Genomic DNA, 25,724 nt, shown 5'->3' with positions numbered 1-25,724 from the left:
CGATCAGTTGGAAAGCACCATCGCCCAGTACAGCCGTCCGTCGCTTGCGCGGGCGGCGGCAACGCCGAGGCTCTTGTAGCTGCCCAGCATGTTGCGCAGGTGTTTCGGCGAATCGATCCAGGCCTGAACAGCTTCGCCGACAGTGTGCTGTCCGGTCGCGATGTTTTCGGCGGCTGGCAGCGCCACCTCGCTCTTTCGCATCCGGTCGCCGAAATCGTCGCCGAAGCCGATCAGGTGCTTCATCTCTTTCGCCTTCGCCATTCTGACGGCCTGCCGTCCGGCTGCTTGCTGGGCCGGCCTGTCGAGGCCAAGCGGCGAAAGGCCCTGGGCCTGGCGCAGCTTGTTGACGAGCGGAAGCGCTGCTTCCGTCTCGTCGACAGAACCAGGCGTCGGCGTCATGACAGATGTGGTGGAGCAGCCGGCAAGCAGAAGGCCGGTGCCGGCGAGCACCAGAAACGTGCGGCGGGAGGGGAGAGACACCATCGACATTCAGCGGCGAATGCTCAGAAGGCGCAGCACGATGAAAACGGGCACGACGATGATCGCGCCGAGCAGAAGATAGTCGCCGACGCGTCCCAGTGCCTGGAAGCCGTTGTACCAGAGGTCGAGGAAATAATAGCGGATGGTGTCGACGATATTGTCCGGCGTGAAGCCGAAGAACGCCAGCACGAAGCCGACGATCAGGCAGACGACGATCAGCTTGATGATCGTGCGGCCGATCGAATCGCCGAGGAACCTGTTCACGCCATCCGCCATCGTCGATCGTCTCCACCGTTGAAAATTGGTTTGGGATTGCCATAGCCCTGCAGGATCAGTCCCGCAACCAGTCACATAGGCACTCTTCACTAGCCTCTCAAATACAACTTGAGTTTTTTTGTGGCCCGGGTGACAGGAGGGGCGAGGGGAATGGCGAGATGACGCAACTCCGCCGTCGCCGTAATTGCCGCCGAAATTCCCGTTTAACTCCAGTGAAAGCCGTCACGCCATGAGCGCGATCCAGTTCTCTTCCGGTGACGTCATCGCCGACCGCCGTGCGGATTATGCTCGCATGCTGGCCGAGGGACAGAATTTTGCGGCCGCCGCGGAACTGATGGAGCAGGCCCTGGAGCTCGTGCCCACATGGGCAGCCGGATGGTTCAGGCTCGGCGAATACCGCGAAAAGGCAGCGCTTGCGAATGCAGCCGACGCCTATCGCCGTGCGCTCGAACTGCAGCCCGACGATATTTTCGGTGCCAGCTTGCGGCTCGCGCTGATCGGCGCCGGTGATGTCCCGGACCAGCCGCCGAGCCGCTATGTCGAAGGCCTGTTCGACGATTATGCCGACAGGTTCGATACGTCACTGGTGAAAAAGCTCAACTACTCGGTCCCGCAAAAGTTAGGCACGCTGGTTGCGCCCCATGGGCCGTTTGCGACCGTGGTCGATCTCGGCTGCGGCACCGGCTTGTTCGGCGCCGAGATCCGCGAAAGGGCAGGGCGCCTGGAAGGGTTCGACCTGTCGGCCAACATGCTGGCCAAGGCTGCGGACAAACACCTGTACGATCACTTGAGCCAATCGGACCTCAGCCTTGAGGCAGCACAGTCCGGCCTGTTCGACACGCTTTTACCCCATCGCGCCGACCTCGTTTCGGCAGCCGATGTGCTGATGTATCTCGGCTCGCTCGAAACGGTCTTTCCGCTCGTGACCGAACTCCTGGCACCAGCCGGCCTGTTCGCCTTCTCGGTGGAAGATGCGGGCGAGGATGAGACGTTTGTGCTTAAGGATTCGCTTCGCTATGCCCATTCGGAAGTCTATATCGGCGGCCTGCTCGCGCATTACGGCTTTGATCTGATCGCCGTCGAGCGGACGACCATTCGCATGGATGCCGGCAAACCCATCCACGGCATACTGTTTCTGTCGCGAAAGACCGGGTAAGCCTTCACTTTGTTGTTATTTCGAAAGGCCGTCGGCGGGAGCATCGATGGCGCTTGATGAAGCTGCTATCGCGGTGCACAATCGCCGAAAATCAAGGGGAATAGCGTGGCCGACGGACAGGTTGCAGCAAGGCGCCGTATGGGTTTCTACAGCCTTGATCCGGCACGCCATACGATGCTGGAAGATGCGCAGGGTCTGTTCATCAGCGCCATGGTCGCCGCCCTCGGGCTTTATCTGCTGAACCAGGTCGGGCTCCTCACCAGCGGCACGGCCGGCGTCGCCTTCCTGCTGCATTACGCGTTCGACATTCCCTTCGGCGTCCTGTTCTTCGTCGTCAATCTGCCGTTCTACTACCTGTCCTTCAAGCGCCTCGGCCTCGGCTTTTCGGTCAAGACCTTTATCGCCATTGCCGGCGTTTCCGTCATTGCCGAGCTGGAGAAACGCTTTTTGGTGATCCAGTATCTCGATCCGTTCTGGGCAGCGCTGCTCGGCGGCATCCTGATCGGCTTCGGCCTTCTGGGCCTTTACCGGCACCGCGCCTCGCTTGGCGGCATCGGCATTCTCGCGATCTACATCCAGGACCGGTTCAAGATCCCGGCAGGGCTCGTCCAGCTGGGTTTCGATCTCTGCGTCATGGCCGCCGCCTTCTTCGTCGTCAGCCCGATGACCGTGGTCTGGTCGCTCCTGAGCGCCGTCGTGCTCAACCTTCTCCTGACCGTCAACCATCGCTCCGACCGCTACATCGCGGTGCGCTGATGGCAAACGTGACCGACAAAAAGAGCCCCGTCGGCCTTTGGGCTTCAAGCTCGGAAAAACACTCGCTCATTGAAGATGTGCAGGCGATCCTTGCCGGTTCCATGCTGGCAGCGCTGGGCGTCGTGCTGCTGCAGGCCGCAAATCTTCTGATCGGCGGCACGGCAGGTATCGGCTTCCTGCTGCGCTATTCGGTCGATATCAGTTTCGGCGCCGCATTCTTCCTGCTCAACCTGCCGTTCTACTGGCTTGCCTATAAGCGTCTCGGTCCCGTCTTCACGGTCAAGACCTTCTCCGCCGTCGCGGTCACGTCGGTGCTCACGGGCGTCCTGCCGAAGGTGATCACCATCAGCTCCATCGATCCTGTCATCGCCGCCCTGTTCGGCGGTCTCCTCATCGGATGCGGCATGCTGATCCTGTTTCGCCATCGCGCCTCGCTCGGCGGTTTCGGCATCCTCGCCCTCTACCTGCAGGACCGTCTCGGCTGGCGCGCCGGCTTCGTGCAGCTCGGGCTTGATTGCGTCGTGCTGGCCCTGTCCTTCCTTGTTGCCAGCCCCTTCGTCATCCTCTGCTCGGTCATCGCCGCGGTGACGCTGAACCTGACGCTTGCGATCAACCACCGCACCGATAGATATATCGTTCGGTAATGCTCTTCATTTTCGCCAGGTTCGTCTTACCTTAACGACGTGGATCTCGTCGAAAACCCAACGCCCGGCTCTGATGCTGTCGCTCTGCCCCGCCCGTTCCTCAAATGGTTCGCGGAAAAGGGCTGGTCTCCGCGCGCCCACCAGCTGGAGCTTCTCGCCCGCGCGCAGGCCGGCGAAAACATGCTGCTGATCGCGCCCACCGGTGCCGGCAAGACGCTTGCGGGCTTCATGCCGTCGCTGACCGATCTGGTCATGCGTGGCAAGATCCCGCCGGGCTCGGCGTTTACCGGTATCCACACGCTCTACATCTCGCCGCTGAAGGCGTTGACGGTCGATATCGAACGAAACCTGATGAAGCCGGTCACCGAGATGGGGCTTGCCGTCACCGTCGAGAACCGCACCGGCGACACGCCGCAGTCGAAGCGACAGCGCCAGAAGCTCAATCCGCCCGATATTCTGCTGACCACCCCCGAACAGGTGTCACTGCTGCTCGCCAACAAGGAAGCGGAGCGTTTCTTCAAGGACCTGAAATACGTCGTCCTTGATGAGCTGCATTCTCTGGTCACCTCCAAGCGCGGCCACCTCCTGTCGCTCGCCCTCGGGCGCCTGCGCCGCCTTGCTCCCGGCATGCAGACGATCGGGCTGTCTGCCACCGTGGCCGACCCGATGGATCTCCAGCGCTGGCTGGTGCCGCAGGGCGAACATCCTGCCCCACCCGCCGGCCTCGTCCATGTGACGGGCGGCGCTGCCCCCGATATCACCATTCTCGACACGGAAAACCGCATTCCCTGGGGCGGCCATGTCTCGGCCTATGCCATTCCGGACGTCTACCGTGAGATCAAGCGCCATGCGACGACGCTGATCTTCGTCAACACCCGCTTCCAGGCGGAATTCCTGTTCCAGGCGCTGTGGACCATCAACGACGACAATCTTCCGATCGCCCTTCACCACGGCTCGCTCGATGCCGGCCAGCGCCGCAAGGTGGAAGCGGCGATGTCCGAAAACAAGCTGCGCGCCGTCGTCGCCACCTCGACGCTCGACATGGGGATCGACTGGGGCGATATCGATCTCGTCCTCCATATCGGCGCTCCCAAGGGCGCCTCGCGTCTTGCCCAGCGTATCGGCCGCGCCAATCACCGCATGGACGAACCGTCGAAGGCGATCCTCGTACCCGGCAACCGGTTCGAGGTGATGGAATGCCAGGCGGCGCTCGATGCCAACTACCTGGGCGCGCAGGATACGCCGCCGGTCGGCGAAGGTGCGCTTGATGTTCTCGCCCAGCACGTCCTCGGCATGGCCTGCGCCGAGCCGTTCGATCCGCTCGAGCTCTATGACGAGATCATCTCGGCCTCGCCCTATGCCGGCCTTTCGTGGGAAATGTTCGAACGGATCGTCGATTTCGTCGCGACCGGCGGCTATGCCCTGCGCGCCTACGAGCGTTACGCCAAGATCCGCAAGACGGAGGAGGGCCTCTGGCGGGTGTCGAATGCGCAGGTGGCGCAGCAATACCGCCTCAACCTCGGCACCATCGTCGAGGCGACCGAGCTCAGTGTCCGCCTCGTCAAGCGCAACGCCAAGGGTGCCGTCGGCCGCGGCGGCATGACGCTCGGCAAGGTGGAGGAGCAGTTCCTGGAACAGCTTGTGCCCGGTGATACGTTTCTGTTTGCCGGCAAGGTGCTGCGGTTCGAAACCATCCGCGAAAACGAATGTCTGGTGTCGAACACCTATTCCACCGATCCGATGATCCCGACCTATGCCGGCGCAAAGTTTCCGCTCACCACCTATCTCGCCGATCAGGTGCGCGCCATGCTGGCCGATCCGGAGCGCTGGAAGGTTTTGCCGGATCAGGTGCGCGACTGGCTGGCGATCCAGAAGGAACGCTCCATCCTGCCACGCCGCGACGAGTTGCTGATCGAGACGTTTCCGCGCGGCAAACGCTTCTTCATGATCGCCTACTGCTTCGAAGGGCGGCTCGCCCACCAGACGCTCGGGATGCTTCTCACCCGCCGGCTGGAGCGCGCAGGCGGCCGGCCGCTCGGCTTTGTCGCCACGGATTATTCGCTCGCCGTCTACGGCCTCAACGACATGGGGGGCATGATAGCGGACGGCAGCCTCAGCCTTTCTGATCTGTTCGACGAGGACATGCTGGGCGACGATCTCGAGACATGGCTTGCCGAAAGCTATCTGCTGAAGCGGACTTTCCGCAATTGCGCCGTGATTTCCGGGTTGATCGAGCGGCGTCATCCGGGCAAGGAAAAGACCGGCCGGCAGGTCACGGTCTCGACCGATCTGATCTACGACGTGCTGCGCAGCCACGAGCCCGATCACGTTCTTTTGGAGGCGACACGCCGCGATGCGGCAACGGGGCTTTTGGATATTGGCCGGCTAGGAGATATGCTGGCACGAATCAAAGGGCATATCACCCACCGTGCGCTGGATCGCGTTTCGCCGCTGGCGGTGCCGATCATGCTGGAAATCGGCCGTGAAACGGTGCCGGGCGAAGCGCAGGACGTGGTGTTGGCCGAGGCCGCAGACGAATTGATCGCCGAGGCGATGGGGTAAGGCTTTATTCGCGACGCTAGCCCGGACAAAGGCCCGGCGCGGGGATAAAAGGCTTTGCACCGCAAGACAGGAAAGACCGAAAGACATTGCTGCACCGCCTGCGCCTCGCCGCTCAATCCAGCACGATGACCCCGGCCGCTACCGGCGCGGAAGAGATCGTTGTCCATGGCGTCGCGGCTGTCTGCGATCCGCTCGGCGGCCTCTATCTGCCGGCAACCGGCATGCTCGTCGTGTCCGACCTGCATCTGGAGAAAGGCGCCGCCTTCGCGCGTCGCGGCATGATGCTGCCGCCCTACGATACGATCGCCACCCTCAACATCCTCGCCGCCGTGATTGCCCGCTACGATCCGAAAGTGGTGGTCTCGCTCGGCGACAATTTCCATGATCGCCGCGGCTCGGAATACCTGCCGGCAAACCTGCGCACGATGATCGCAGACATGGCGCGCGGTCGCGACTGGATCTGGATCAACGGAAATCACGATCCGGACGGGACGACCGATCTGCCCGGTACGTGCACCGACGAACTCGTCTATGGCGACCTTGTCTTCCGCCATGAACCGAGCTTGGCCACAGGCCCGAACGGCGTCAAGGGTGAGGTCGCAGGCCACCTTCACCCATCCGCCACGGTCCGCCGCCGCGAAAAGTCCGTCCGCCGTCCGTGCTTTGCCAGCGACGGCCACCGCCTCCTGATGCCCGCCTTCGGCGTTCTCGCCGGCGGCCTCGACCTCAATCACAAGGCGATGCACGGCATATTCGACCGCGAAACCCTGGTCGCCCACCTCCTCGGCCGCGACCGCATCTATTCCGTCCGCTACGGCAATTTGCTGGGCTGATCGCTCCAGGGATCAATCCCCTCCTTCAGCCAACGCAGTGTGTCGGTCCAGAACTCCTCCCTGTGGCGCGCGTGGAACAGGCCGAAATGCCCGATCCGTGAGTGCCCGTAGACCGCGGGCTCCAGCAGAACCTCCGTCCGTTCGGCGCCGGTATAATAAACAAGGCTGCGGCGAATAGCTGCCACGCTGCCGATGTCGTCGTCCGCAACGGCAATGGCCAGGATGGGTGCCGTGACGGCCGCAAACCGGCGCAGAACCCCGTCGCGCTCGCCGACCGGATGGGTCATCTCCATCCGGGCGCCGCGAAAGCTCCACTCGTTGGCAACGCCCGCCGGCAGGTCTTCGAGCCAACCGAGCCGCTTGCCCGGGAAATAGCCGAATGCGGCGGTGAGCACCGGCATCACTAAATGCCACTTGAAAAACAGCCGGGCGCGGTGCCCCGGCGCATAATCGCGCCAGTAGGCGTATTGCGCGCCCACCGTCAGCATCCGGTCGATCCGTGCCCCGTTCGGAGATAGGCCGGGTAGATAGCCGCCGATACTGTGGCCAACCACCTGCAGCGGTTGATCCGGCCGCCTGTGGTGCATGAACCGAAGCGCTGCGTCGAAATCCTGCTCGCCCCAGTCCCGCCAGCGATAGCCGCAGCCCTTAAGGCTCGCCGGTCGCGACAGTCCGATGCCGCGATAATCGTAGGTCAGCACATAGAAGCCGTGCCTCGTTAGAAACTCTGCATAATAGTGATAGTAGCGGGCAAGGACGCCGGTTGCCGGGTTGATGATGACGCTGGCAAGCGGCGGCCCCGATGCCGACCAGATGTGACCGCCGAGCACCACCCCGTCCTGGCAGGTGATCGTCACCGGTTCACCTGTCGGACGTGGTGTGTCCTGCGTCAGCGTCATCCCGTTCTCCCTTCGGCGAAGGGACAATACATCCCGGTCTTTGGTGCGCAATTGGCCGAAAGGCGAAGGCGGTTGCGCGCCTCTACCGCGCCAGCTTGGCGAACCCCTTGGCGAGGATCGGTCCGGTCGGGCGGCCGGTTGGCGAACCGCCGGCTTGTTCGAGGGTGATCTCGTAGAGCTGCGTTTCCTGTGGTCGCGGCAGAGTTGAGCCGCTGAGCTTAGCCGAGTGCGACTGCTCCAGAAGACCCAGCGACATCGGGCCCATCTCGCGGGACGGCAGCGTCCAGACCTGCATCGTCTTGTCTTGCGGCACCGTAAAGTCGCTGAGCAGTCTGACACTTGCCGTGTCGTTCCCAAAGTCCTCGACCACGGCCTGGATTTCGCCGGCCTCGTTGAGGAGCACGGCCACCACCAGCGGCTCGTTCACCCGGGTGACGCTCCAGACCAGACCACCGGCAAGGATCAGCGAAGCCGCGATCGCGGAGATCGCGGTTGCCCGCCAGCCGGAGCGGCTGTTGTCGTTGCCGGCGAGAGGCAGTCTCGGCGAAACCGACGCGAGAGACGGGGCAGCGGCGCCCGGTTGCTCCGGCAGACGGGAAGAGATCGCGTCCCAGAGCGCGGATGATACGGGAGCCGGCTCGACGCTGGTGTCGAGCGGCAGGAACCGCTCGCGTGCCCTGGCGACTGCTTCGGCAAGGCCGCCGTCGCGCTCGATGGCGGCTTCGACCTCGGCAGCCTCGGCCGCATCGAGAAGACCCAGAACATAGTCGTCGGCGATGGCCGGAAAGTCTCGTTCCTCGATCCTCATGCCATGCACTCCCGCAGCGAGGAAAGTCCGCGCCGGATCCACGATTTTGCCGTTCCAAGCGGAAGCTTGAGACGTCCGGCGATTTCGCCATGCGTGTATCCGCCGACATAGGCCATCAGGATGCCGCGTCGCTTGATCTCGTCGAGGGAACCGAGGCACTCGTGCAGGCGGCTGTTGCGGTCGAGCCTGTGGAAGGAGGCCATGATCTGGTCCAGTTGCTCGCCGTCCTGCAGCGTCTCGAGCCTATCTTCGCCGACCAGATCCTCACGCTTGCCGTCGCGCAACAGATTGAGTGCGCGGTTGCGCACGATCGCGTAGATCCAGCCGCGCGCCGATCCGCGGTCGGGGGAATATTGATGCGCATGGGTCCAGATGCGGATGAAGGCTTCCTGCACCACTTCTTCCGCCAGTTCCCGCCGCCGCACGATCCGCTGCGCAACAGCCACCAGCCGGCCGGCCTCGTCGTCGAAGATGCGGCGCAAGCCCTGACGGTCGCCCGCAGCGCAGGCGGCAAGCGCCATCTCGAGATCGTGTGTTTGGTCGGTCACCAGGGCCAAGCCGCTCTCTCCCCATGCGCGTTCGCAGGAACGCGAATATTGTCTCTGTGCTGTTGCCACGGCGGGCATGGGCTCGTCCAGTCTCGAAAGGTTTACCGGCTGCAAAGTCGCCTTCGAACTTAAGGACACGCCAAACCGGAAAATGGATGCAGCGAAAAAATATTTTCGTCTGCTGCATCCAAACGTATCCTCCCGTGTGTCTCCCTTCTGAGAGCATCGGAAAGGCCATGCGCCGACATGCTCTCGTCAAAGGTTTCAACGGGAGAACAGACACCATGAAGACCCTTCGCCACGCTCTGATCGCATCCTCGATCCTCGCAGCTTCAGCCGTCACGGGCGCAGTTGCCGCCTCCGCCGCCCCGGTCCTCGGTCTCACCGGCGACAAGACGCTGGTAATGTTCGACACGGCAAAGCCTGAAGTCACCAAGACGATGGAAGTCACCGGCGTCACCAAGCTGGTTGGCATTGATTTCCGCCCGGGCAACAAGACCGTGATCGGCGTCACGCCGGAACACGCGATCGTCTCGATCAATCTCGAAACCGGTGCCGCCACCGAAGTCGCCAAGATGGACAAGATGCTGACCATGTCGGACGCTCCGGTCGTGGTCGATTTCAACCCGATGGCTGACCGCCTTCGCTTCATGACCGGCACCACCAACCACCGCGTCCATCCGGATACGGGCGCTGTCACGGTCGATGGTACGCTCGCCTTCGAAGAGGGCGACATGCACAAGGGCGAGGCCCCGAACATCGTCGCCGCGGCCTATACCAATTCGATCGGCAAGCCCGAGAAGACCGCGATGTACAACATCGATGCCACGATCGGCGCGCTGATCCAGCAGACCAAGCCGAACGACGGTACCCTGAAGGCAATCGGCAAGCTCGGTCTCAAGGACAAGCCTGCGACCTACGCCTTCGATATTCAGGGTGAAGACGGCGGCAAGAACACCGCCTATCTCGCAGCCGGAAAGATGCTCTACACGGTCAACCTGGAAACGGGCGCTGCGACCGAAGTCGGTACAATCTCCGGCGTCGAGACTGATGTACGTGACATCGCGGTTCTGCCTGCTATGTAATGCCACCGGCGGGGCGGACCACAGCGGTTCCGCCCCGCCGACTCAAACGATGCGTGCCGCCTAGATCTCGCCCGAGATCTCCCGGCGCCTGCGGTCCAGCTCTTCCGTGTAGCGCCGTAGCGTATGACTTTCCGAAAGCTGGCCGATCACCTTGCGCTCGATCTGGTTGTTGACCACGGCCAGCGCTTCCGTCTCCGTCTTGTCGAACATCGCCGCTGCCTGCTTGGCATTCATGCTGCGCAGGAGAACGTCGTTCTTGAAGCGGATGAAATCGGCTAGCTGCGGCTTTTCCTCGCCGCCTTCGGTCGCCGCCGAATAGATTTCCGGCGTCAGCACCATGCCAATATATTTTTCGTCCTCACCGACCATGATCACGCGCTGGGTTGATCCGAGCGGAAACTCCTTGCGAAAGTCCTCGAGTGTCATGGATGCCGGTGCCGTCTTCACGTCGGCGCGCATCAGCTTGTCGACGGTAAGGTTGCGGATCCACCCGACGTCATGGGCGCTGCGGATGCTTTCACCACGCAGGTGAAAACGCCATGTCGCAAACGAGTAGCCGAATGTGGTGCGCACCACGACGGAAGAGGTGATGACCGCGGCAAGCGCCAGCGCCGTGATCGGAAAGTCACCGGTCACTTCGAGCGCCAGGAAGGTCATGGTCAGCGGTCCGCCGATCACGGCAACGGCCATCGCGCTCATTCCGACCACGGCATAGATGACTGGCGTCAGCGTCGCATTGGCGAATATGTAGGGTGTCGAATAGGCAAACAGCTTGCCGATCAGCGCACCGAGAAACAGTGAGGCAAAGAACAAGCCGCCACGGAAACCGGCGCCGATGGTGATGGCTGAAGCGACCGATTTGAGCAGCAGCAGCCCCAGCACCGCGCCAATCGCCATATTCTGGTTGAGGCTGGCATGCAGCGCGCCGTGACCGGCCGAAAGCACCTGCGTATCGATCAGCGCCAGCAGGCCCACCGCAAGTCCTCCGATCGCCGGCCGGAAGGCGGACGAGATGGAACTGGCGCGCGCCAGTTCCTCGACCTTGGTCACACCCTGCATGAGCAGGATGCCGCCGCCCGCACAGACGATGCCCAGCACCACCGCCGGCAGGTAATCGGCGGGCACGACGGTGCCGATCTTGCCGATATCGATCATGAACGCGTCGCCGACGAAAAGCCGGGTGACGAAGGTTGCCGCAAGCGCCGCAACGACGACCGGTGCGAGACTGACGATCGTGTAGGTGCCGATGATCAGCTCGAACGCGTAGAAGGCGCCGGTCAGCGGCGCGTTGAAGGCGGATGCGATGGCACCGGCAGCACCACAGCCGACCAGCACGCGCAGATCCGTTCGGCGCAGCTGTACCAATGAGCCGATCTTCGACGCAATGCCGGAGGACAGCTGCGTATAGCCGGCCTCAAGCCCGATCGAGGTGCCGAAGCCGTTGGAGATCAGGTTCTGCACCGCGACGATGATGCTGTCGGTCAGTGACAGGCGACCGCCATGCAGCGCATTGGCCTCAATCGGGTCGACCATCGGCTTTTTACGCCACTTGCGCAGGATCAGGTACAGCAGGCCCATCACGACACCGCCGGCAACCGGCGCCAAAAGCACCGTCGTCGGCTCGAGAAACGCTGCCGAGCTTAAGCGCTCGGTGCTGCCGATCTTGAAGATCAGGACATGCAGCGCGTGCGAGATAAAACTCATCGCGGCGACCGCGAGGCCGGCGAGAACCCCGACAACGCCTGCGATCAGGATCAGGCCGAATTCGCTGCGCCTGATGACTGCGCGCAGTTCGGATGGCCGAAGCAGCGGACGGAGGAGGGACAGGGAAGCCAAAAGGCGTGCGGCGATCCGGCGGAACATGCTGACGCTTTGCATTGGAACTGTATGTTGCGCCCTAACTAGGGCGTGAGGAGAGGATTGGAAACCGTTCCGGCGAATTTGTTAGACGATCAGTCCTTGCGGAAGATGATGCTGGCGCCCCATCCGGTTACGACAGCGATCAGCACGCAGAACAGACCGTAGGCGATCGGACGCTCGTGGGCTGCATCGGTGATCGCCTGCTCCAGGCCGGTCTTGACCACACGCAACGGCATTTCCCGCTGAAAGATCAGGTCGCCGCTCTTGAACAGATAGGCGTGGACCATGTGCACGCCATCGGGCACGTTGGCTGGAAGCCGCAACGAGGCTCGGAACAGGCTGGACGAGACGAAGCGCACGCCGCTCGTGTCGCGCTGGTAAAGCCCGCTGTTGAGCTTCTGCCGGCGATAGGCCTCGCGGAAATCGCTGATCAGACCGGAATTCGGAATGTAGCCGGTGGGGTTGAGAGGCAGATGTTCGATGCCGACCCCGATATTGTTGAAGGACGGCGCCTGGTGATCGAGGTCGTTCAGCTGGCGTGTGCTGGCGATCGAATAGCTCTCCGGCACCTGTTCGAACGTCATCGCCTGGGTGTTCATCCAGATCCCGAGCACGCGTTCCTTGCGCCGCACGGTGGCATAGTCGCGCGGACCTTCAAGCGTCACGACGATATCGTACTGACCGATTGCGAGCAGCAGCTCGTCCGGATTGGTAATGGCCCCGAAGATGGTGAGGTCGGCGCCGCGGAAATCCGAGGTGATGGCAATCTCGCTCGACGATGCTCCGATCTCCAGCCCTTCCTTGATCGGCGAGGCCGTGTCGAACGGCGTCTGGGCCGCGACCTGCGTTGCCAGCGACAATCCGAATGAGAGAAGAAGAAGGAGGGAGAGGATCAGCCTGCGCATCAGTAGGACAGTCCTCCGACGGCCACCGAATAGACGTCGCTCGGCGTTGCGATCAGGCCGATCGCAAGACGGATGCCGACGGCCAGAACCAGCAGCGCCAAAAGCGCGCGCAGCTGTTCGCCGCGCAGCTTCTGGCCGACGCGCACGCCGTACTGGGCGCCGATCACGCCGGCAATCATCAGGATCGTCGCAAGCACGATATCGACGGAGTAGTTCGTCGCCGCCTGCACCATCGTCGTATAGGCGGTGGTGAAGATGATCTGGAACAGAGAGGTGCCGACCACGACATTGGTTGGAATGCGCAGGAGATAGATCATCGCCGGCACCATGATGAAGCCGCCGCCGACACCCATGATGGAGGTGAGGACGCCGATCACGAAACCGAGCACCAGGATCGGAATGGCCGAGAGATAGATTTTCGACTTCTTGAAACGCATCTTGAAGGGCAGGCGGTGCACCCAGTTGTGCTGGCCCGGGCGTTTCAGCGGAAGCTGCTGGTTGTTCTTTGCCCGCCGCATGGCTCTGAGGCTCTCCTGCAGCATCAGCGCGCCGATCGTCGACAAAAGCACGACATAGAGAAGCGAGATGAACAGGTCGAGCTGGCCGATGCGCCGTAGCCAGGAAAAGATCCACACACCGACCGTCGCGCCGACAAGGCCCCCGGCAAGCAGCACCGTGCCCAGTTTCATATCCAGCGACCCGCGCCGGAAATGGGTGATCGCGCCCGAGATCGAGGAGGCAACGACCTGGTTGGCGCCGGTTGCGACGGCAACGACGGGTGGAATGTTGTAGAAAATCAGAAGCGGCGTGATCAGGAAGCCACCGCCGACGCCGAACATGCCGGACAGAAACCCGACAGCTGCACCCATGCCAAGGATGATGAAGATGTTCACCGAAAGCTCTGCAATCGGCAGGTAGACAGTCACGGCTGAACCTCGACACGTCGAAAAGACAACGCCGTTGCAGGCGGCACGCATTCAAGTGGGCCGTCGCTTTGGCTTTGGGGAACCCTTTCACAGACGCGATGAACCGCGCATGAAGGACACCCCGTCATGCGCTTGGCCTGCCGGGGTGTCAATTCGTGAATCCGTGGGGAAAACAGCAGCTTCAGCGTTTTCCAATGGGCGTGGCCGATAGTCCCCAGCCCGACCGAATTGGTCGTCTTACGGGTTGCTGGCTACTTGTTGCGTGCCAGCAATTCTCGAACCAGTGCGTCGTTGATGCGGCCGGAAGGCTCCTGGCCGATCGAGGACTGGAACGACTTGATTGCGCTTACCGTCTTGGCACCAAGCTTGCCGTCCGGCCGTCCGGCTTCAAAGCCGTTCTTGTTGAGGATCGCCTGGATGTTGCGGACGGCCTTTTCCATGTCAACAGATGCGGTGGTAAGACGCTTGCCGGCAGCCCATTCATCCGGAACAACAACGGCATTTGCCCGCGGCTCGGGTGTCATCACCTTCCAGAGGTCGACCTTGGCGCGGGCGCTTTCCAGCTGTTCCTTGCGCATGGCATTGGCCACTTCGTCGCGCTTCTGGGCGGCGTCGTTGTCGCCTGCCTTTGCCGCAACGGCAAACCACTTGTAGCTCTCTTCCAGATCCTGCTTCACGCCGTTGCCGCGGGCAAACAGGATGGCAAGGTTGAACTGGCTGTCCGCGACACCGTGGTCGGCGGCCTGGGTGAACCACTTGACGGCCTGGGTGTAGTCAGGCTGGCCCGTGGCACCGGACGCGTAGAGAACGGCGAGGTTGTGCATGGCGCTGGCATTGCCGGCTTCGGCGGCCAGCTGATAGTAGCGAACGGCTTCACCGAGGTTGCGCTCGACGCCCGTTCCCTTTTCGAACATGTTCGCCATGCGGTACTGGGCAGGCGCAAGACCACGGTCGGCGGCAAGCTTGTACCAGGTTGCCGCCTCTGCGAGATCGGTCTTGACGCCACGTCCCTCGGTAAAGCGGGTGGCAATCTCGAACAGCGCGTTGGCATCGCCCGACGATGCGGCGTCGGCAAGCGATTTCGGCTCCAGGCCGACAGGCACGACGATCGGAGCCGGTGCCTCGATTTCGGCGGCAGCCGGCGCTTGTGCCGTGAAGCCGGCGTCTTCTGAAGGTGCCGGAGCAGCTTCGGCGGCCGGACGCATTGAAGCGAGGTCTCCGGCTGCGGGAACCGGATCGATCAGGTGGTTTGTCGCGGCGTCGGGCGCGACCGGAGGCGGCGTCGCTGCCACATCCTGTCCGTCACCATCGCTGGCTGCAGGGCTTTCGGCCGGGGCCTGAGCGGTGTCGACAGGAGCGGGAGCTTCGACTGGTGCGCTCGGAGCCTGCGCAGTCTCTTCCGGCACGGAGACCGGAGCCGGGGCTTCGAGGGCAGCCTGTTCGGGCGCGCTGTCGCTGCTTCCGGTCACGTTCTTGACCACCTGCATCGACATCATCACCAGCAGCACGGCGCCGACGGCCATCAGGATGGGGCGGCGATGCTGCGAAAACTTGGCAAACATGCCGGTCTTTTCGGACGGCGTGCCGGCAACCGACGTGGTCTGCGACTTGGTGGCGGAGCGAACGCTCTTGACCGCGTTGACCTGTGAAGGATCCGTCTCCTGTGCTGCGGCCTTGGCTGCACGACGGGCAGCGGCGATATAGTCAGCGCGGTCCGATTTGTCGGCCGTTCCGGGTTTCTCGCCACTGAAATCGCCGGCGGCCTGGCTGGCACGCACGCGCTCGAGGATCTTTTTGACGTCGGGAGCGCCCGAGCCCGGCTCCAGCAGGTCGTTTTCACGGCCGGCTGGGAGAATGTCGGCTGGATCGATCGAAGGCGTTGGCTCTATGACGGTGCGGGCCGGCTTTTCCCCTGCATCGCGGGTGCCCGACTTGAAACGCTTCGAGAGGCCGGCCAGCAGACCGGGCTTGGCCGGCTCTTCCCGCGCGGCTGCAGGGGGCACGACGACCTCGTCGGTTTCGACGGGCGCATCTGCCAAAGCAACATTGCGGTCCTCGGCGCCGGCAAATTCCATCGCTGGAACGGACAGTTGCGCTGTGGCCGGCATCTTGGGATGGCGAAGCGGCTGGTCGGTCTGGGCTTCGCGATTGGCCGGCGCATCGCGATAGGCGGGCTCGAAACGGGCCGTGGAAATGCTGTCTTCCAGCGTGTCCAGACGATTGGCGATCTGCACCAGCGTTCCGTGCAAGGCTTCGAACGTCTGATGGCTGCGCGTTTCCGTGCCGCGGGTCAGCTCTTCAAGGTGGCGAAGATCGTCGGCGAGGGCTGAAAGGGCTGCCATGTCGCCGGACGCGACGGGCATGCCGCCGGCCCCGGTATTGCGCGAATAGGCTTCGACGACGGCTTCTGCGGCCTGCCGTGCGGCTTCCAGAATGTACTCGTCGTTGGTCGACATGTAGCTTTCGATTGCCGAGAACCGATGCTCGAAACCATCAGGTAGCGCAGTGGCCGAAGATGTCTGCGGCTCGCTGATCAGGCTCGAAAGATGCGCGATCTGGTCTTCCAGGCTACGCAGGGCGTTTTCGTCGCCGCGCGGTGCGCTGGCTGCTTCGTCCAGTCGCATGGCGATGTCGGTCAGCCGGGTTTCCAACCGGTCGAAGGCCCGCTCGTCGGTGGCAGGCGCCGGGCGATATTCGATCTCGTCGATACGACGGGCGAGATCATCCAGCCGCTCGCCCAGCATGTCGTTGATCGAGTTGTGATCAAGACCATCGATCTTGCGCGAGATATCGGCGAGGTGGTCGGAAAGCTCGGTCTGATACGCGGGCTTCTGCGCCTGCGTCAGCATGACCGAAAGCTGGTCGAGCCGCTCTTCCAGCCGCATGGCGGCCTGTTCGTCGGAGAGTTCCTCGATCCGCGCGGTCAGCGCTTCGATCCGTCCGGACAGCATCTCGCTCGGATCGGCAGCAGCCTGGCTGATCTGATCGACCTGCTCTGCGATAGCGACGATCCGGCCGTCGAGCTTCTGCATGAAAGCCTGGTCGAGCGTGGCTGCGGCCGAAGCACGGCTGCCGGCGGCAACGGCGCGAGTGATTTCGTCGAGACGCTCGTCGAGAACGGTGAACTGCTCGGCAAGCAGTTCGTCGGATGGCTGCATGCGGCTGCCGAGTTGCTCCATCGCGGTAGCGATCGCAATCAGCTTCTGCTCCAGCGCGCGCAGCGCGGGGCTGTCGTTCATGCCGCCAAGCTGGGTCTTGATGTCGTCGATCCGGTAGGCGAGCTGCGAAACCTCGTCGCGCAGAAGCTCTGGCTCAAGCCCGTGGATACGCTCTTCCAGCCCCTGCCAGCGGCTTTCCATGCGCTGCACGGAATCTTCGCGTGCCACGCCATCCATGACTTGGGCCATGACACTACGCAGTTCCTCGAACTCGGCGCGCAGGGCCTCCGCATCGGGAGAATTGCTGTAGCCCAGCTGACTAATGCTGTCGGCAAGACGGGAGAAATCGCCGCGCAGGTCTTCGGTGCCGCGATGATCTTCGGCAATCGAGCGGATCGAGCGGATTTCGGTTTGCAGTGCGCCCATCTCGCGGGCGACGCCTTCGGCGATGTCCTGCTTCAGTTCATGACGCAAGCCGACCAGCGCTTCGGCGATTTCGCGCATGGAGGCGCCATCGGTCGCCTGCTGGCGGGTTTCCCGCATTTGCATATCGCGGCTGGCGACGGCCCGCTCGAAGCGGCTCGCAGAAACTTCGGTGGCAGTTGCCGCAACCGGTGCAGCCGGACGGCGCTCCTGGCTGGGACGATAGGCTTCCGGCGGCGTGATCTTATCGCGGAGTGGTGATTGGACGGGTTGGCGGACCGGTTCGGCCGCATGCGACTGCTGTGCGCTTGCCATGCGCTCGCGGGCCGATCCCAGCATGCGCTGGCGCTCGCGGATTTCCGCCAGCGGGTCGGCAAAGCGAGGCGCCGCTGGCCTCTGCATCTGCGGGGGCTGCACGGACGCCGGTTTTTCGAGGCGCGGGTCGGAAGCGGGCTGGCGGCGTTCGCGCCCGGCGCCCGACATCAGATCCTCGATTCGGGCCTCCAGGCCCTCGATCGTACGGTTCAGGGCGTCAAGAGAGGAGCGTTCGCCCGGGCGGTTAGGATTCGATCGTGATCCGTTCATGTGCTCGCTCGCTTCCGCGTTTTACCTGCCGACGCTCGGTTTCAGCCTCATCCGCCGCCTATTGGCACCGGTGAATCACATCCATATTAGACATTTCTTACGCAAGGCTTGCCTTATGAAAGAACGACTCATTCGTTGGATGGATTTGACTGACCTCCCGTAGTCCCCACTATTTCCAGAAACGTAGTAAATAAATCGTTAATGTTCGTTAAGATCTTAACCTTTTTGCCATGATTCCGCATGTTTGCCCGGATGACACGGGTTTCGACGATGCTATCACTGTGATGCAGCGCGGCGGGCGCGACTTCCTCGGCAGTGCAGGCGAAAGCACCTATTAGGTGATGCTAACGCCGGGTCAAAATCGGCTCGCGATATGAGACTCCAACTGTTTGACGTTTACGCGAACGTCAATTAAGTAAGTGCAGGAGACGACGGGCTGCGATGCCCGGGAGGAAGCGTCAGGCTAATCTGGAGGATGGATAACGATGCCCGTCTATAAGGCACCGGTAAACGATACACTTTTCGTTCTGAATGATGTGCTCGGCTTGGAGCGTTACGGCAACCTGCAGGGTTTTGCCGATGCGACGCCCGACATGATCGAGGCGATCATCGGCGAGGCGGCGAAAGTAGCCGAAGAGGCCCTGTTCCCGATCAACCTTTCCGGCGACCGGGAAGGCTGCACCCGCAACGACGACGGCACTGTTTTGGTGCCCAACGGCTTCAAGCAGGCCTATGACCAGTATGTCCAGGGCGGCTGGATCGGCCTGGCCGTACCGGAAGAGTTCGGCGGCCAGGGCCTGCCCTACACACTGCATGCCGCCGTCGGCGAATACATGTCGTCGGCCAACATGTCGCTGATGATGTATCCCGGCCTGACGCAAGGGGCGATCGCCGCCATCCTCGTCCACGGCACGGACGAGCAGAAGGCCACCTATCTGCCCAACATGGTCGGCGGCAGCTGGTCTGGCACCATGAACCTCACCGAGCCCCATTGCGGCACGGATCTCGGTCTGCTGCGCACCAAGGCGGTGCCGCAGGCCGACGGCTCCTACAAACTCTCCGGCCAGAAGATCTTTATCTCCGCCGGCGAACATTCGATGACCGACAACATCGTGCATCTGGTTCTCGCCCGTATCGAAGGCGCGCCGGAGGGTACCAAGGGCATCTCGCTGTTTATCGTGCCGAAGTTCATGGTGGGCGAAGACGGTTCGCTCGGCGCCCGCAACGGCGTCTCCTGTGGTGCGCTCGAAGAAAAGATGGGCATCCACGGCAATTCGACCTGCGTGATGAACTACGACGATGCCACGGGCTATCTGATCGGCGCCGAGAACAAGGGTCTCTCGGCCATGTTCGTGATGATGAATGAGGCCCGCCTCGGTGTCGGCCTGCAGGGTCTGTCGATCGCCGAGACCGCCTATCAGAATGCCGTAGCCTATGCCAATGAGCGCATCCAGGGCCGTTCCCTCTCGGGCGCGAAAGCGCCGGACAGGAAGGCGGACCCGATCATCGTCCACCCGGATATCCGCCGCTCGCTGATGACCATCAAGGCCTTCAACGAGGCAGGCCGCGCCTTCGTTTTGTGGACGGCGCTGAAATCCGATATCGCCCATCGCTCGCAGGACGAAGCGGAACGCCAGAACGCGGACGATCTCCTCGGGCTTGCCACGCCGATCCTCAAGGGCGTGCTGACCGACAAGGGCTTTGATCACGCGGTGATGGCCCAGCAGGTCTTCGGGGGCCACGGCTATATCGAAGAATGGGGCATGAGCCAGTATGTCCGCGATGCCCGCATCGCGATGATCTACGAAGGTGCCAACGGTATCCAGGCGCTCGATCTGGTCGGTCGCAAGCTGGCCCTCAATGGCGGCCGCGCGGTCATGGCCATGTTCAAGGAGATCGGTGATTTCTGCGAGGAAAACCGCGGCGACGAGGCGATGGTTCTCTACACCAAGGGCCTCAAGAAGGGTCTGAACGACCTGCAGGCCTCGACCATGTGGTTCATGCAGAACGCCATGGCCAAGCCCGACAATGCCGGTGCCGGCTCGACCGACTACATGCACCTGTTCGGCCTCGTCACGCTCGGTTACATGTGGGCGAAGATGGCAAAGGCAGCTCAAACCGCATTGGCCGCCGGGGACCCGCGCGAAGAGTACCTGAAAGCAAAGCTCGTCACGGCGAAGTTCTATATGGAGCGTATCATGCCGGAAACCGCGCTGCGCAAGGTGCGCATCGAGGCCGGCTCCGACACCATGATGCAACTGGCCGCCGAGGCGTTCTAAGCGTTGGCTACCCCCTCTGGCCTGCCGGCCATCTCCCCCTAGAAGGGGGGAGAAAATGTGTGGCGACTGCTCGTCCCGATTGAACATCGGCGGCGCGGCGGGATAAACCCTCCCTCTTGCGGGGAGGGTTTGGGAGGGGTCTTCTCTCCCGCAGTGAAACAAAGGCAATGTAATTTGCCACCAAGGGAGATGACACCATGACCGAAGTCTTCATTTACGATCACGTGCGCACGCCGCGCGGTCGCGGCAAGAAGGACGGCTCGCTGCACGAAGTGCCGGCCGTCCGTCTCGCGGCAAAGACCCTCGAAGCCATCCGTGATCGCAACGGGCTCGATACGGGAACCGTCGACGACATCATCATGGGCTGCGTCGATCCTGTCATGGACAGCGGCGCCGTCATCCCTAAGGCTGCGGCCTTCGAAGCGGGATATTCGACCCGGGCACCCGGCATGCAGATCTCCCGTTTCTGCGCATCGGGCCTTGATGCCGTCAATTTCGGCGCCGGCAAGATCGCGGCCGGGTCCGACGACATCGTCATTGCCGGCGGCGTCGAATCGATGTCGCGTGTCGGCATGGGCATGTCCGGCGGCGCCTGGTACATGGACCCCTCGGTCAACTTCCCGTCCTACTTCATGCCGCAGGGTGTCTCGGCCGATCTGATCGCGACGAAATACGGGTTCTCCCGCGATGACGTCGATGCCTATGCCGTCGAAAGCCAGAAGCGCGCCGGAAAAGCCTGGGATGCGGGCTATTTCAAGAACTCGGTGATCCCGGTCAAGGATCAGAACGGCCTCACCATTCTCGACCGCGACGAGCATATGCGGCCCACCACCGACATGCAGGCGCTGGCCTCGCTCAATGCCTCGTTCCAGATGCCCGGCGAAATGGGCGGTTTCGAAGCTGTCGGCATTCAGGCGCATCCGGAAATCGAAAAGATCAATTACGTCCACCACGCCGGCAATTCGTCTGGCATCGTCGATGGCGCCGCCGCCGTCCTGATCGGCTCGAAGGCCGGCGGCGAAAGCATGGGCATCAAGCCGCGCGCCCGTATCCGCGCGTTCGCAAACATCGGCTCCGACCCGGCGCTGATGCTGACCGGCCCAGTCGACGTCACCGAAAAGCTGCTGGCCCGCACCGGCATGACGATTGCCGATATCGACCTGTTCGAACTCAACGAGGCCTTTGCCGCCGTCGTGCTGCGCTACATGCAGGCGTTCGACATTTCCCACGACATCATCAACGTCAATGGCGGCGCGATTGCCATGGGTCACCCGCTCGGTGCCACAGGCGCGATGATCCTCGGCACCGTCCTCGACGAACTGGAACGCCGCGATCTCAACACCGCATTGGTCACGCTCTGCATCGGCGCCGGCATGGGCACCGCGACCGTCATCGAGAGGGTCTGATCGTGAGCTTCAATACGGGTACAATCGAAGATGAGTTTGCGCATGTTGACGACCACTGGTCTCCACGCGTCATTGCCGATCTCAACGGACAGAGCGTGAAGGTCGCCAAGGTCAAGGATCATCTGACCTGGCATTCGCATCGGGACGAGGACGAACTGTTCCTCATCTGGAAGGGCGAACTCACGATCGAATATCGGGACCGGCCGCATGTCCACATGAACGCTGGCGACTTCCATGTCGTTCCGAAGGGCGTCGAGCACAATCCGGTCGCGGCCGATGAGTGCTGGATACTCTTGTTCGAACCGTCCGAGACGAAGCATACCGGCGATGTCGTGGTCGAAAAGACCAGGACGTTGGAAACCCAGCGCAGCCATTTGTCGGCCTGATAGGGGAGGAACCCAATGACCTACACCAACTTCACCATCGAAACCGACGCGGACGGCATTGCTGTCGTCACCTGGGACATGCCGGGCAAGTCGATGAACGTCTTTACCGCCGAGGTGTTGGAAGAACTCGACGCGATCCTGAAGGCAACCATCGCGGATGCCGCCATCAAGGGCGTTGTCTTTACCAGCGGCAAATCCTCGTTTTCCGGCGGTGCCGACCTCACCATGATCCGCGGCATGTTCTCCATGCTGCAGGAAGCGACCGCACAGGACCCGGTTACCGCCAAGCAGAAGCTGTTCGAGGTTGCAGGGCAAATGACCTGGCTGTTCCGCGCCATCGAAACCAATGGCAAGCCCTGGGTATCGGCCATCAACGGCACCTGCATGGGCGGCGCTCTCGAGCTGTCGCTGGCCTGCCACGGTCGCGTCGTCGCCAATTCCAAGTCGGTCAAGCTTGCGCTGCCTGAAGTCAAGGTCGGCATCTTTCCGGGCGCCGGGGGAACGCAGCGCGTCTCGCGCCTCACAGATGCCCAGTCCGCCCTGCAGATGATGACGACCGGTCAGACGCTGACGCCGCAACGCGCCAAGGCGATGGGTCTCGTGCATCAGATCGTCGAACCCGATCAGCTCGTGACCGCTGCAAAGCAGATGATCAAGGATGGCTTGAAGCCCGTCGCTCCCTGGGACGAAAAGGGCTTCAAGGCACCCGGTGGCGGTGTCTGGACGCCACAGGCTGCCCAGCTCTTCCCGGCGGCTCCCGCGATCCTGCGCCGTGAGACGGCAGGCAATTATCCGGGCGCGCTCGCCATCCTCAAATGCGTCTATGAGGGTCTTCAACTGCCCTTCGATACGGCGCTCAAGGTCGAGCAGCGCTATTTCACGCAGATCCTCGGCACCACCGAAGCCTTCTCGATGATCCGCTCGCTGTTCATCTCGATGCAGGAACTGGGCAAGGGCGCCCGTCGTCCGGCAGGCGTTCCAAAAAGCGAGTTCAAGAAGGTCGGCGTGGTCGGCGCGGGCTTCATGGGTGCCTCGATCGCTTATGTGACCGCTGCCGCCGGCATTCCCGTCGTGCTGATCGACCAGAGCCAGGAAGCAGCCGACAAGGGCAAGGCCGTCTCCGAAAAGCTGGTATCCGACAGCGTCGCCAAGGGTCGCCTGACGAAGGAGGAGGGCGAAAAGCTCCTCTCGCTCGTCACCGCCACGCCGGACTATTCGACACTTGCAGATGCCGATCTCGTCATCGAGGCGGTGTTCGAAGACCGCAAGGTCAAGAAGGCCGTGATCGAGGCGGTCGAAGCGGTTATTCCGGAAACCACGATCTTCGCGTCGAACACCTCCACCCTTCCGATCTCGGGCCTCGCGGAAAACTCCAAGCGTCCGGACCAGTTCGTCGGCGTGCATTTCTTCTCGCCGGTCGAAAAGATGATGCTGACCGAAGTCATCCTGGGCGAAAAGACGGGCGACAGGGCACTTGCCGTGGCGCTGGATTTCGTCGGCAAGATCAAGAAGACGCCCATCGTCGTCAACGACACGAGAGGCTTCTTCGTCAACCGCTGCGTCTTCCGCTATATCAACGAAGCCTATGACATGCTGGCCGAAGGCGTGCCGGCAGCCATGATCGAGAATGCCGCCAAGATGGCCGGCATGCCGGTTGGGCCGCTCTCTCTCAACGATGAAGTGGCTGTCGATCTCAGCCAGAAGATCATGAAGGCCTCGATCGCCGATCTCGGCCCCAACTCGGTCAAGCCGGAACACATGGCGCTGATCGACAACATGGTCGATGTGCTCGATCGCCGCGGCCGCAAGAACGGCAAGGGCTTCTATGATTACCCGGCCAAGCCGGCAAAGAAGTCGCTCTGGCCCGGCCTGAAGGAGTTCTATCCACAGAAGCCAGCTGGAGACGTCGACGTCAGCGTGCTGAAGCAGCGCTTCCTCGTGACGATCGCACTGGAAGCCGCCCGCACCGTCGAGGAAGGCATCGTCACCGATCCGCGCGAAGCCGATGTCGGCTCCATCCTCGGCTTCGGCTTTGCCCCCTATACGGGTGGCACGCTGTCTTACATCGACGGCATGGGTGTGAAGACCTTTGTCGAACTCGCCGAAAAGCTGGCCGGGCAATATGGCAGCCATTTCAAGCCGACGCAGCTGCTCAAGGACATGGCGGGGAACGGAGAGACCTTCTACGGTCGGTTCGACCCCTATGCGAAAATCGGCCAGGCGGCCTGAAGTCGCCGTCAAGCGACCATGAAAAAGGGCGGCTTGGAGCCGCCCTTTTTTGTATGCGAACGATAGTCGTCTTTACCGGATGACCATCTGCTGCGGAACGCTCTGGGCCGCCGGCTTTGGCGACTTCAGGGTCTTCGCAGGTGCCGGCTCCGCCGTGCCGAGCAACTTGTCGCGCTCGCGCCATAGGGCAGGGATCGAGAGAAGGCCGACGGCGGTCAGTGCAATCGCAGTCTTCGTCCACTCGCCGAGTTCCGGCGTACGACCATCGAAGTAGTAGACGAAGTAGACGATCGCGACGTGCCACACGTAGACATAGAGCGAGTGGCGGCCGAGCAGGCGCAGGTACCGCAGGGTGAACACCCAGGTCACGGCAGACGCGATGTTGCGCACCCAGTTTGCCTTGTGCTGCGGACCGGCAACCAGCAGCCAGGTGACCAGAAGGCCCATGGCAGCGAAGTTCAGGAGATAGACCGGACCGAAATCGGCACGGATTTCCATCGAGGCGAACTTGCCGATCATGTAGGCCGGCATCAGCTCGTTGGCGGTAATCAGGCGCAGCGGCAGGAAGAACATCACCAGCACCAGCGCCACCTTGGGGATGAACGTGTTGTCTGGCGACAGGATCTTGCCCCAGTTGATCTTGCCGGACGAGGTCAGCGCACCGAGCACGAGGCCCGAGAAGAACACGATCTGCCAGCCAAACAGGTTGAACGAGACGCGGATGCCCTGATCGTCCGAACCCATGATCAGCTCATTGATCGGGATCGTTGCGATCTGATGCAGACCCAGCTGTCCGGCCATCCACATCATGATCGAGGCGGCGACCACGTAGTGCCACTTGTCATCAAGCACCAGCTTGATGAGCATCGGTGCAAACAGCATGTAGACGATATACTGCGGCAGGATGTCCATGAAGGTCGGCTGGTAGAGGAAGGTGGCGATCGCAGCGAGACGCAGCGGATCGTCGAAATTAGTATAGCCCAGCCAGTTGAACCAGACCGAATAGGCCCCCGGCAGCAGCATCTGCGCCACCAGCACGGCGATCACGATGCCCATGGCATAGCGATAGAGCTCGAAGGCACGGCTGTAGATCGCAGTGCGACCGGCGGCATATCCGCCTTTCATCATCTTGCGGGCATAGACCATGCCGATCATCAGGCCGGACAGGAACACGAAGCCCTGCGCATCCTCGACAAAAGCAAGCTGGTTGTGGTTGATTTTGACCAGGAAGTAGCCACCGGCAAATATCAGGTGGTTGAGAACCATAAATACAAGGAAATATCCCCGCATCCCGTCAATGATCTCGAATCGTTTCATCGGTCGCGGTCTCCGTCTCTACCGGTTCCGATGGCCTCGTGCCTTTCGGTCCGTAAGGCCTCTTCGGGCCGGGAAGTCACGCGCCTAAACGTCGCGACGCGCCGGAGAGTTCCGAGCGACACTCGCTTTGTATCTGACGTTCAGACATTTCAACCGTAAACAGTCTGTGATGACTATTCGATGAACAGCTTTTTAAGCAGTTT

20 protein-coding genes are annotated in these 25,724 nt (G+C 62.2%); 10 read left to right on the top strand and 10 right to left on the bottom strand.

Going from position 1 to position 25,724, the window contains the following annotated elements; genetic code table 11:
- Window positions 1–3 precede the first annotated feature (3 nt).
- Window positions 4–489: a CAP domain-containing protein gene (locus BLW69_RS16790; RefSeq protein ID WP_175487290.1), complete on the bottom strand. Its 486-nt coding sequence runs from the start codon at window positions 487–489 to the stop codon at window positions 4–6.
- Entirely contained in the window at window positions 490–756 is a 267-nt protein-coding gene (locus BLW69_RS16785) for a DUF6460 domain-containing protein (protein ID WP_062453898.1), read from the bottom strand.
- A gap of 229 nt (window positions 757–985) precedes the next feature.
- Between BLW69_RS16785 and BLW69_RS16780 the strand changes: the two genes are divergently transcribed.
- The 5 genes from BLW69_RS16780 (at window position 986) to pdeM (ending at window position 6,707) form a co-directional block, all read left to right on the top strand.
- Window positions 986–1,912: a class I SAM-dependent DNA methyltransferase gene (locus BLW69_RS16780; RefSeq protein WP_092663638.1), complete on the top strand. Its 927-nt coding sequence runs from the start codon at window positions 986–988 to the stop codon at window positions 1,910–1,912.
- A 138-nt stretch (window positions 1,913–2,050) separates the two neighbouring features.
- The gene (locus BLW69_RS16775) at window positions 2,051–2,668 is read left to right on the top strand and encodes a YitT family protein (RefSeq protein WP_062453896.1); all 618 of its coding nucleotides are present in this window, start codon (window positions 2,051–2,053) and stop codon (window positions 2,666–2,668) included.
- Window positions 2,668–3,312, top strand: a complete 645-nt coding sequence (locus BLW69_RS16770; RefSeq protein WP_092663636.1) for a YitT family protein — start codon at window positions 2,668–2,670, stop codon at window positions 3,310–3,312. Before BLW69_RS16775 ends, BLW69_RS16770 begins: the two co-directional genes overlap by 1 nt.
- Before the next feature lie 39 nt (window positions 3,313–3,351).
- Window positions 3,352–5,874, top strand: a complete 2,523-nt coding sequence (locus BLW69_RS16765) for a ligase-associated DNA damage response DEXH box helicase (protein ID WP_092663635.1) — start codon at window positions 3,352–3,354, stop codon at window positions 5,872–5,874.
- Between the two features lie 125 nt (window positions 5,875–5,999).
- Window positions 6,000–6,707 carry a ligase-associated DNA damage response endonuclease PdeM gene (gene pdeM, locus BLW69_RS16760; RefSeq protein WP_092664094.1) on the top strand — a complete coding sequence of 236 codons (708 nt, stop codon included), beginning with the start codon at window positions 6,000–6,002 and terminating at the stop codon, window positions 6,705–6,707.
- Here pdeM and BLW69_RS16755 read toward each other — a convergent pair.
- From BLW69_RS16755 to BLW69_RS16745, 3 genes are all read right to left on the bottom strand, one after another.
- Window positions 6,686–7,606 (bottom strand): alpha/beta hydrolase family protein, encoded by a 921-nt coding sequence (locus BLW69_RS16755; protein ID WP_092663633.1) that lies wholly within the window; start codon window positions 7,604–7,606, stop codon window positions 6,686–6,688. The two genes, pdeM and BLW69_RS16755, sit on opposite strands and share 22 nt — an antisense overlap.
- 82 nt (window positions 7,607–7,688) lie before the next feature.
- Window positions 7,689–8,414, bottom strand: a complete 726-nt coding sequence (locus BLW69_RS16750) for an anti-sigma factor (protein WP_092663631.1) — start codon at window positions 8,412–8,414, stop codon at window positions 7,689–7,691.
- The gene (locus tag BLW69_RS16745; RefSeq protein WP_062454893.1) at window positions 8,411–8,935 is read right to left on the bottom strand and encodes a sigma-70 family RNA polymerase sigma factor; all 525 of its coding nucleotides are present in this window, start codon (window positions 8,933–8,935) and stop codon (window positions 8,411–8,413) included. Before BLW69_RS16745 ends, BLW69_RS16750 begins: the two co-directional genes overlap by 4 nt.
- Before the next feature lie 311 nt (window positions 8,936–9,246).
- On the opposite strand from BLW69_RS16745, the gene BLW69_RS16740 reads away from it, so the two are divergent.
- On the top strand, window positions 9,247–10,047 hold the full coding sequence (locus tag BLW69_RS16740) for a DUF4394 domain-containing protein (RefSeq protein WP_062578984.1): 801 nt from the start codon (window positions 9,247–9,249) through the stop codon (window positions 10,045–10,047).
- A 60-nt stretch (window positions 10,048–10,107) separates the two neighbouring features.
- Here the strand turns inward: BLW69_RS16740 and BLW69_RS16735 are convergent, their stop codons facing one another.
- The 4 genes from BLW69_RS16735 to BLW69_RS16720 form a co-directional block, all read right to left on the bottom strand.
- Entirely contained in the window at window positions 10,108–11,925 is a 1,818-nt protein-coding gene (locus BLW69_RS16735; protein ID WP_244476076.1) for a chloride channel protein, read from the bottom strand.
- Between the two features lie 74 nt (window positions 11,926–11,999).
- On the bottom strand, window positions 12,000–12,812 hold the full coding sequence (locus BLW69_RS16730) for a TIGR02186 family protein (protein WP_062453889.1): 813 nt from the start codon (window positions 12,810–12,812) through the stop codon (window positions 12,000–12,002).
- Complete coding sequence (locus BLW69_RS16725; RefSeq protein WP_062453888.1) at window positions 12,812–13,738, bottom strand: sulfite exporter TauE/SafE family protein; 927 nt, start codon at window positions 13,736–13,738, stop codon at window positions 12,812–12,814. The genes BLW69_RS16730 and BLW69_RS16725 overlap by 1 nt, the downstream gene beginning before the upstream one ends.
- Window positions 13,739–13,989: 251 nt before the next feature.
- The gene (locus BLW69_RS16720; RefSeq protein WP_092663629.1) at window positions 13,990–17,904 is read right to left on the bottom strand and encodes a peptidoglycan-binding protein; all 3,915 of its coding nucleotides are present in this window, start codon (window positions 17,902–17,904) and stop codon (window positions 13,990–13,992) included.
- 485 nt (window positions 17,905–18,389) lie between these two features.
- Here BLW69_RS16720 and BLW69_RS16715 point away from each other — a divergent pair, with 485 nt between their 5' ends.
- From BLW69_RS16715 to BLW69_RS16700, 4 genes are all read left to right on the top strand, one after another.
- Window positions 18,390–20,183 (top strand): acyl-CoA dehydrogenase C-terminal domain-containing protein, encoded by a 1,794-nt coding sequence (locus tag BLW69_RS16715; RefSeq protein WP_092663627.1) that lies wholly within the window; start codon window positions 18,390–18,392, stop codon window positions 20,181–20,183.
- Window positions 20,184–20,380: 197 nt separating this feature from the next.
- Window positions 20,381–21,589, top strand: coding sequence for an acetyl-CoA C-acetyltransferase (locus BLW69_RS16710; protein ID WP_062578989.1), 1,209 nt, complete (start codon window positions 20,381–20,383; stop codon window positions 21,587–21,589).
- Between the two features lie 2 nt (window positions 21,590–21,591).
- The gene (locus tag BLW69_RS16705; protein WP_092663625.1) at window positions 21,592–21,975 is read left to right on the top strand and encodes a cupin domain-containing protein; all 384 of its coding nucleotides are present in this window, start codon (window positions 21,592–21,594) and stop codon (window positions 21,973–21,975) included.
- 15 nt (window positions 21,976–21,990) lie between these two features.
- On the top strand, window positions 21,991–24,204 hold the full coding sequence (locus BLW69_RS16700; RefSeq protein WP_092663623.1) for a 3-hydroxyacyl-CoA dehydrogenase NAD-binding domain-containing protein: 2,214 nt from the start codon (window positions 21,991–21,993) through the stop codon (window positions 24,202–24,204).
- A 72-nt stretch (window positions 24,205–24,276) separates the two neighbouring features.
- Here the strand turns inward: BLW69_RS16700 and opgC are convergent, their stop codons facing one another.
- Complete coding sequence (opgC, locus tag BLW69_RS16695) at window positions 24,277–25,521, bottom strand: OpgC family protein (RefSeq protein ID WP_092663621.1); 1,245 nt, start codon at window positions 25,519–25,521, stop codon at window positions 24,277–24,279.
- Window positions 25,522–25,724 lie beyond the last annotated feature (203 nt).

The organism is Rhizobium sp. NFR12 (assembly GCF_900108545.1).
In the GTDB taxonomy this organism is placed as follows: domain Bacteria; phylum Pseudomonadota; class Alphaproteobacteria; order Rhizobiales; family Rhizobiaceae; genus Neorhizobium; species Neorhizobium soli.
This window is presented reverse-complemented; position numbering and strand designations above follow the sequence as displayed.